Raw genomic sequence first — 7,735 nt, 5'->3', positions numbered from 1 at the left:
CCCCCGCCGCGCCCGTTCCCGCCGCCGCGGCGCCCGCGAAGCCCGCAGCTCCCGCGCCCGCGGCCCCCGCGCCCGCCGCCAAGGCGGCGCCGGCCCCGGCCGCCGAGCCGGAGACCGAGTTCGTGACGCTGCGCGGCCCCGCCGCGGCTGTGGCGAAGAACATGAGCGCGTCGCTCGAACTGCCGACGGCCACCTCGGTGCGCGCCATCCCGGTGAAGCTGCTGTTCGACAACCGCATCGTCATCAACAACCACCTCAAGCGCGCCCGCGGCGGCAAGGTCTCCTTCACGCACCTGATCGGCTACGCCATGGTGCAGGCGCTCAAGGCGATGCCGTCGATGAACCACTCCTTCGCGCTGAAGGACGGCAAGCCGACGCTGGTCAAGCCCGACCACGTCAACCTGGGCCTGGCCATCGACCTGGTGAAGGCCAACGGCGACCGCCAGCTGGTCGTGGCGGCCATCAAGCAGGCCGAGACGCTGAACTTCTTCGAGTTCTGGCAGGCCTACGAGGACATCGTCCGCCGGGCCAGGTCCGGCAAGCTCACCATGGACGACTTCCAGGGCGTCACGGCCTCGCTGACCAACCCCGGCGGCCTGGGCACCGTCCACTCGGTGCCGCGGCTGATGCCCGGCCAGAGCATGATCCTCGGCGTCGGCTCGATGGACTACCCGGCGGAGTTCCAGGGCACCTCGCAGGACACCCTGAACAAGCTGGGCATCTCCAAGGTCATGACGCTGACCAGCACCTACGACCACCGGGTGATCCAGGGTGCCGCCTCCGGCGAATTCCTGCGGGTCATGAGCCAGCTGCTGCTCGGCGAGAACGATTTCTTCGACGACATCTTCGCCGCGCTGCGCATCCCGTACGAGCCGGTCCGGTGGCGTACCGACATCGACACCGCGCACGACGACGACGTCACCAAGGCCGCGCGGGTCTTCGAGCTGATCCACTCCTACCGGGTCCGCGGCCACGTCATGGCCGACACCGACCCGCTGGAGTACCGCCAGCGCAAGCACCCCGACCTGGACGTGCTGGAGCACGGGCTCACCCTGTGGGACCTGGAGCGGGAGTTCGCGGTCGGCGGTTTCGCCGGCAAGTCGCTGATGAAGCTGCGCGACATCCTGGGCGTGCTGCGGGACTCGTACTGCCGGACCGTCGGCGTGGAGTTCATGCACATCCAGGACCCCAAGCAGCGCAAGTGGGTCCAGGACCGCATCGAGCGCCCGCACGCCAAGCCCGAGCGCGAGGAGCAGCTGCGCATCCTGCGCCGGCTGAACGCCGCCGAGGCCTTCGAGACCTTCCTGCAGACGAAGTACGTCGGCCAGAAGCGCTTCTCCCTCGAGGGCGGCGAGTCGGTCATCCCGCTGCTGGACGCGGTCATCGACGCGGCGGCCGAGTCCCGGCTCGACGAGACCGTGATCGGCATGGCCCACCGCGGCCGGCTCAATGTGCTGGCGAACATCGTCGGCAAGTCGTACGCGCAGATCTTCCGCGAATTCGAGGGCAACCTCGACCCGAAGTCGATGCACGGCTCCGGCGACGTCAAGTACCACCTGGGCGCGCAGGGCACCTTCACCGGCCTGGACGGCGAGCAGATCACCGTCTCGCTGGCCGCGAACCCCTCGCACCTCGAAGCGGTCGACCCGGTGCTCGAAGGCATCGCGCGGGCCAAGCAGGACATCATCAACAAGGCCGGCACGGACTTCACCGTCCTGCCGATCGCCCTGCACGGCGACGCGGCCTTCGCCGGCCAGGGTGTCGTCGCGGAGACGCTGAACATGTCGCAGCTGCGCGGCTACCGCACCGGCGGCACCGTGCACGTGGTGATCAACAACCAGGTCGGCTTCACCGCCGCCCCCGAGTCCGCGCGCTCGTCGATGTACGCGACCGACGTGGCCCGGATGATCGAGGCGCCGATCTTCCACGTGAACGGCGACGACCCCGAGGCCGTGGTCCGGGTCGCCCGGCTGGCGTTCGAGTACCGCCAGGCGTTCAACAAGGACGTCGTGATCGACCTGATCTGCTACCGCCGCCGCGGGCACAACGAGTCGGACAACCCGGCCTTCACCCAGCCGCTGATGTACGACCTGATCGACAAGAAGCGCTCGGTGCGCAAGCTCTACACCGAATCGCTGATCGGCCGCGGCGACATCACCCTGGAAGAGGCCGAGCAGGCGCTCCAGGACTACCAGGGCCAGCTGGAGAAGGTGTTCACCGAGGTCCGCGAGGCCACCGCCGCGCCGGCCGAGCACGAGCAGTCCGGCACGCAGTCGGAGTTCCCCGTCGCGGTGCAGACCGCGGTGTCCTCCGAGGTCGTCAAGCGGATCGCCGCCTCCCAGGTCAACATCCCCGAGCACGTCACCGTCCACCCGCGGCTGCTGCCGCAGCTCCAGCGCCGGGCGGCGATGGTCGAGGACGGCACGATCGACTGGGGCATGGGCGAGACGCTGGCCATCGGTTCGCTGCTGCTGGAGGGCACCCCGGTCCGCCTCGCGGGCCAGGACTCCCGGCGCGGCACCTTCGGCCAGCGGCACGCGGTCCTCATCGACCGGGAGACCGGCGAGGACTACACCCCGCTGCTCTACCTGTCCGAGGACCAGGCCCGCTACAACGTCTACGACTCGCTGCTCAGCGAGTACGCGGCCATGGGCTTCGAGTACGGCTACTCGCTGGCCCGCCCGGACGCGCTGGTGATGTGGGAGGCGCAGTTCGGCGACTTCGTCAACGGCGCGGCCACCATCGTGGACGAGTTCATCTCCTCGGCCGAGCAGAAGTGGGGCCAGACCTCCGGCGTCACCCTGCTGCTGCCGCACGGCTACGAGGGCCAGGGCCCGGACCACTCCTCGGCCCGGATCGAGCGCTTCCTCCAGCTGTGCGCGCAGAACAACATGACGGTGGCGGTCCCGACCACCCCGGCGAACTACTTCCACCTGCTGCGCTGGCAGGTCCACAACCCGCACCACAAGCCGCTGATCGTCTTCACCCCGAAGTCGATGCTCCGGCTCAAGGCGGCGGCCTCCAAGGCCGAGGACTTCACCACGGGCGCCTTCCAGCCGGTCATCGCCGACGACGCGGTGCAGGCCGACGCGGTCCGCAAGGTGGTCTTCTGCTCCGGCAAGGTCTACTACGACCTGGTCGCCGAGCGGGAGCGCCGCGGTGCGAACGAGGTGGCCTTCATCCGGATCGAGCGGCTCTACCCGCTCCCCGGTGTGGAGATCCAGGCGGCCATCGCCCCGTACGCCAAGGCGCAGAAGTTCGTGTGGGCGCAGGACGAGCCCGCCAACCAGGGTGCCTGGCCGTTCATCGCGCTGAACCTGATCGACCACCTCGATCTGCTGCTCGGCGCGGCCCCGGACAACGCCGACCGCCTGCGCCGGGTCTCCCGGCCGGCGTCGTCCTCCCCCGCTGTCGGCTCGGCCAAGCGCCACCAGGCCCAGCAGGAGGAGCTGATCAACGAGGTCTTCGACATCTGACGCCCTCGCGCCTTCGCAGGCGGTGGAACGGGGGGGGGGGGGGGGGGGGGGGGGGGGGGGGGGCCGGCCCCCCGCGCCCGGCCCGCACTTTTGGGGGGTGGGTTCTCCGGTNGGGGGGGGGGGGGGGGGGGGGGGGGGGGGGGGGGGGGGGGGGGGGGGGGGGGGGGGGGGGGGGGCCCCCCCCCCCCCGCCGTTCGCGTACGGTCAGGTCAGGTCAGGTGGTGAACGGCTCGAAGTCCCAGTACGGGCGGGTCCTGGAGCGGGCCGAGACGGTGTGCGGGTGCTGCGGGCCCAGCGTGCCGGACAGCGCCGCGAGGGCCTCCTCCTCGATCTTGTCGGCCTCCGTGCGCCTGCGCAGATTGCGCAGGTCGGTGGCCAGCGCGATCTGCGCGGACAGCGTCAGCGGGTGGTGCTTGCCGAGGGCGGCGGCGGACCTCTCCGCGGTGGCGCGGCTCAATTCCGCGGCGCTCTCCGGGTCGCCGGCGAAGTTGCGGGCGCCGGTGGCGTTCAGGGCGCAGCCCAGCGCCCAGGGGTGGTCCTCGCCGACCGCGCGGATCATGGCGGTCAGCGAGGTCTCGATCTCGATCTGCGACTGCTGGCGTTCGCCGGCGGCCCGCAGGACCAGGCCGTGGTTGCCGAGCACACCGGCGCTGTAGGGGTGCTCGTCGCCGAGCTGCCGGTGGTATTCGCGCAGCGCGAACTCGCTCAGCTCGCGGGCCCGGTCCAGGTCGCCGTGCTGGCGCTCGAAGCTGGAGAAGGTCACCGCGACCCGCACGGTCAGCGGGTCGAGGTCGCCGAGTACCCGCTCGCAGCGCTCCAGCAGCCGGGCCAGCAGATTCGCCGCCTTCGGGCGGTCGCCGGCCCGGTAGAGGCACAGGGCGAGGTTGTGCTCGGCGCGCAGCGTCTGCGGGTTGTCGGCGCCCAGCACGGTCCTGTGGACCTCGCAGTTGCGCTCCTGGACCGAGGTGGCCTGCTCGTAGCGGCCGACCAGGCGCAGGTCGTGGGCGAAGTGGTTCTCCGACGACAGCGTCCAGTTGTGCCGGTCGTGCAGCAGCTCGCGGCGGGCCTCCATGGTGTCCTGGTCGAGCTTCATCGCCTCCTGGTAGCGGCCGAGCAGCCGGTAGGTGATGGCGACGTTGTTCTGGGCGCTGAGGGTGCGGGAGTCCTGCTCGCCGACCAGTTCCGCGTAGCCGTCCCTGACGACCAGCGACAGGTCGAGCGCCTCGTCGTAGCGGCCCAGTGTGCGCAGGTCGGCGGCCAGGCTGCCGGCCGCCCGCATCACCAGCAGGTCGCGGTCGCCGCGGTCGGCGAGCAACTGCTCGTAGGCCGCCCGGTCGATGGCCTCGGTGGCGGTGTAGTCGCCGGTGGCGCGCATCAGGTTGGCGCGGTGGTGGATGAGGTCCCACAGCCGGGGGTGGCCGGGCTCCAGCAGCCGCGGCCACTGCTCGGCGGCCAGTTCCGCGACCCGCAGGCCCGCGCGGTACTCACCGGACAGGTACAGATAGCGCAGGCAGTTGAGCACCATGTTCTGGATCTCGGGGTTGGTGCTCTCCAGCGCGCCGGACGCCGCCAGGTGCGGCACGATCTCGGCGTACCGCGGCCACAGCCGGGTGTCGCTGGGGCGGCTGGGGTCGGCGGCGGCGAGGATCCTGCGGACCACCCGGGAGTAGGTGCTCAGCTCCTCCTCCGGCATGTCGGCGCGCACCGCCTGGTAGACCAGCCGGTGCATCTGGACGATCTCGGTGGAGCCGACCGACTCCTCGGCCCCGCTCTCCTGCGGGTCGGACTGGATCACCGACCACTGGGCGAGTTTGCTTATGGCCGAACTCCACAGCAGCGGGTCTTCCATCAGCCCGGCGAGCTGCTCGGGCACATCGCGGATCGGCAGGTCGCGCAGCAGCCGTACCGGGATCGGCCCCGGCGCGAAGAAGACGCACAGCCGCAGCAGGTCGACGGCCTCCGGTTTGTCCTCGCGGAGCCGGTTGAGCAGTATCGAGAAGGCGGTGTAGTACGTCATCTGGAAGTCGGCCGCGACCTTGAGGCCCGGCTCGATGTCGGCGCCGTGCCGCAGCAGTTCGATGTACTCGTCGACCGGTGTGTTGGAGTCGTTGAGCGCGCCCGCGTTCTGGTCGAGGGCCAGCGCGAGGTCGCCCAGCGCCTCGGCCAGCTTGTCGGCGTCGGCCTCGTCGAGCCGGGGGGCGCGGCGGCGGACGAAGGCGACCGACTCGACGCGGTCGTAGACCGGGACCTCGATCAGGACGCTGTTGTGCTCGCTCCACTCGCGGTTCTGCGAGGTGATCAGGACGTGCCCGGGCCCGTTGGGCACCAGGTCGTGGATGTCGTCGGGCTGGTCGGCGCCGTCGAGGATCACCAGCCAGCGGCCGTACGGCTCGCCGCGGCGCAGCGCGTCCCTGACCGCGCGCAGCCGCTCGCCGTACTCGCGCCCCGTGACCAGGCCGAGTGCGGGGGCCAGCCCGGCGAGCTTCTCGCGCAGCGTGCCGCGCTCGGCGGCGCGGACCCACCAGACCACGTCGTACTCCGGGCCGAAACGGTAGACGTACTCCGTCGCGATGTGCGTCTTGCCGACGCCGGACAGGCCGAAGAGGGTGACGACACCCGCCCCCGGCTCCGCCCGCTGGAACTCCTGGTACATCTCGCCGAGCAGTTCCTCGCGGCCGGTGAAGCGGGTGTTGCGGCGCGGCATGCCGCCCCACACGTCGGGCTGCTCCAGCGGGAAGCGGGGGCCGCCGGGGGCACCGAGGCCGTCGCCGGTGGAGCCGCGGGAGGGGGTGATGGCGAGCCGGGCGAGCAGCCGCCGCTCGGCCTCCGCTGCGCCCAGGTTCCACAGGTCGGCGGCGCCGAGCGAGACGACGGCGCTGGGCAGCGCGGCCGGGGTCACCGAAACCGCCGCGAAGCGCTCGCTGTTGGGCGGAACGATACGGCGCAGGGCGGCATTCCACTCGTCGTGGCCGCGCGGGCCGAGCCGGAAGTACCACTCGGACAGCACGATCAGCACCCGGCCCTCGGACAGCAGCAGGTCCTCCAGCGCGTCGCCGATGCTGCTTTCCGGGGTGAGGTCGAAGCGCTGGAGCACGGCCCGCACGCCGTATCTCTCCAGCCGGCCGGCGATCCAGGAGGCCCAGGCCCTGTTGTAGCCCGCGAAGCTGATGGTCACCGGGCCGCGCGCGATTGCCGCCGCGGTGCTACGCCCTCCGGCCATTGGACCGTCTCCCTCGTGTACGTGCGGTGTGCTGGCTGGACCCGGCGGTGCCCTGACGGACCAACAGGTCGCCTCTGCCAGAAACTACACCGGTTGGTCGTCCGTTGACGTGCCGTCACGCCCGCTTGCGATGTCTTCCCGGCCGCTCAGGCGCGCTGGCGCCGCCATATGACGCGGGCTGTCTCGACGTAGGCGGTGGCCCGCGCGAGGTGGCCGTCCGGCGGTGGATGCCGGGTGAGCCGGGTGTGGTGCGCCGCCATCGCCGTCACCAGGGTGCGGCCCTGCCGGGTGAGACGCGAGGAGCCGAGCAGTTGCGGCAGCGCGGCGGCCACCTGCTGCCTGCACCGGCAGTGGTCCGCCCACGCCGCGTCCCTGACCGCGGGCGGGGCGCCGCCGCTCAGTGCCACGCCGAGGTGGAAGTCGGCCAGGCCCAGATGGGCGTAGGCGCCCTGGAAGAGCCCGTCGAAGGGCCGCGGGTCGGACCGCCACGGCGCCCAGTAGCGGGGGCTGTCGTCCGCGGTGTGCAGCACGGTCAGCGCGGACAGCGCCAGCAGCCGGGCGTGCTGCAACTCGTGGACCAGGGTCGTGGCCAGTTCCAGGCCGCTGCGCGGGGTGCTGCTGAGCAGCGCGCCGAAGGCGTCGCCCCGGGTGGCGCTGCTGTGCGCGGTCGGCGAGCGGGTGAGCGGCACGAAGCAGTCGAGCAGCGCGCCGACCCCCGCGGCGCGCTCGCCGCCGCCGAGCCGCAGCCAGGGCTGCGCGTCGCGCCACGCGGTACGCCAGCGGGCGTGCTGCCCCGGCTCCAGCACGCCGGACACGCTGAGTCCGTACGGATTGGACCGCCGCTCCTCGTCCCGGTGCGGGTCGGCGTCATCGATCAGCACCGCCCGCCCGTCCTCCCGCCACAGCGCCCTGATCGGCCGCCACCCGCTCGCCGCGGACCGCCACACCCCGTCCGGCCCGCGCCGCACTTCGACCGGGCGCCCCGCGGGCGGCGGGGCGCCGGCAGGGGCGGTAGGCGCGGGGACGTGGAGCCAGAGGC

Annotated in this window: 3 protein-coding genes; 1 reads left to right on the top strand and 2 read right to left on the bottom strand. The window is 72.1% G+C overall.

All coding sequences use genetic code 11. The features are described 5' to 3' along the window. The coding region (locus V7E46_RS32720) for a multifunctional oxoglutarate decarboxylase/oxoglutarate dehydrogenase thiamine pyrophosphate-binding subunit/dihydrolipoyllysine-residue succinyltransferase subunit (protein WP_333771802.1) at positions 1–3,476 on the top strand (3,476 nt) is incomplete at its 5' end. A 214-nt stretch (positions 3,477–3,690) separates the two neighbouring features. Here V7E46_RS32720 and fxsT read toward each other — a convergent pair. Together fxsT and V7E46_RS32710 are read right to left on the bottom strand one after the other, a co-directional pair. Continuing rightward, positions 3,691–6,696 carry an FxSxx-COOH system tetratricopeptide repeat protein gene (gene fxsT, locus V7E46_RS32715; protein ID WP_333771801.1) on the bottom strand — a complete coding sequence of 1,002 codons (3,006 nt, stop codon included), beginning with the start codon at positions 6,694–6,696 and terminating at the stop codon, positions 3,691–3,693. Between the two features lie 146 nt (positions 6,697–6,842). Next, the coding region (locus V7E46_RS32710; protein WP_333771800.1) for an aKG-HExxH-type peptide beta-hydroxylase at positions 6,843–7,735 on the bottom strand (893 nt) is incomplete at its 5' end.

The organism is Streptomyces sp. IBSBF 2435 (assembly GCF_036815005.1).
Lineage (GTDB): Bacteria > Actinomycetota > Actinomycetes > Streptomycetales > Streptomycetaceae > Actinacidiphila.
Note: the sequence above shows the minus strand (reverse complement) of the source record. Positions and strands in the feature narration are given on the sequence as shown.

Coding starts and splice junctions, on each gene's coding strand:
- fxsT (WP_333771801.1), bottom strand. CDS start 6,696: ATGGCCGGAGGGCGTAGCACCGCGGCGGCAATCGCGCGCGGCCCGGTG.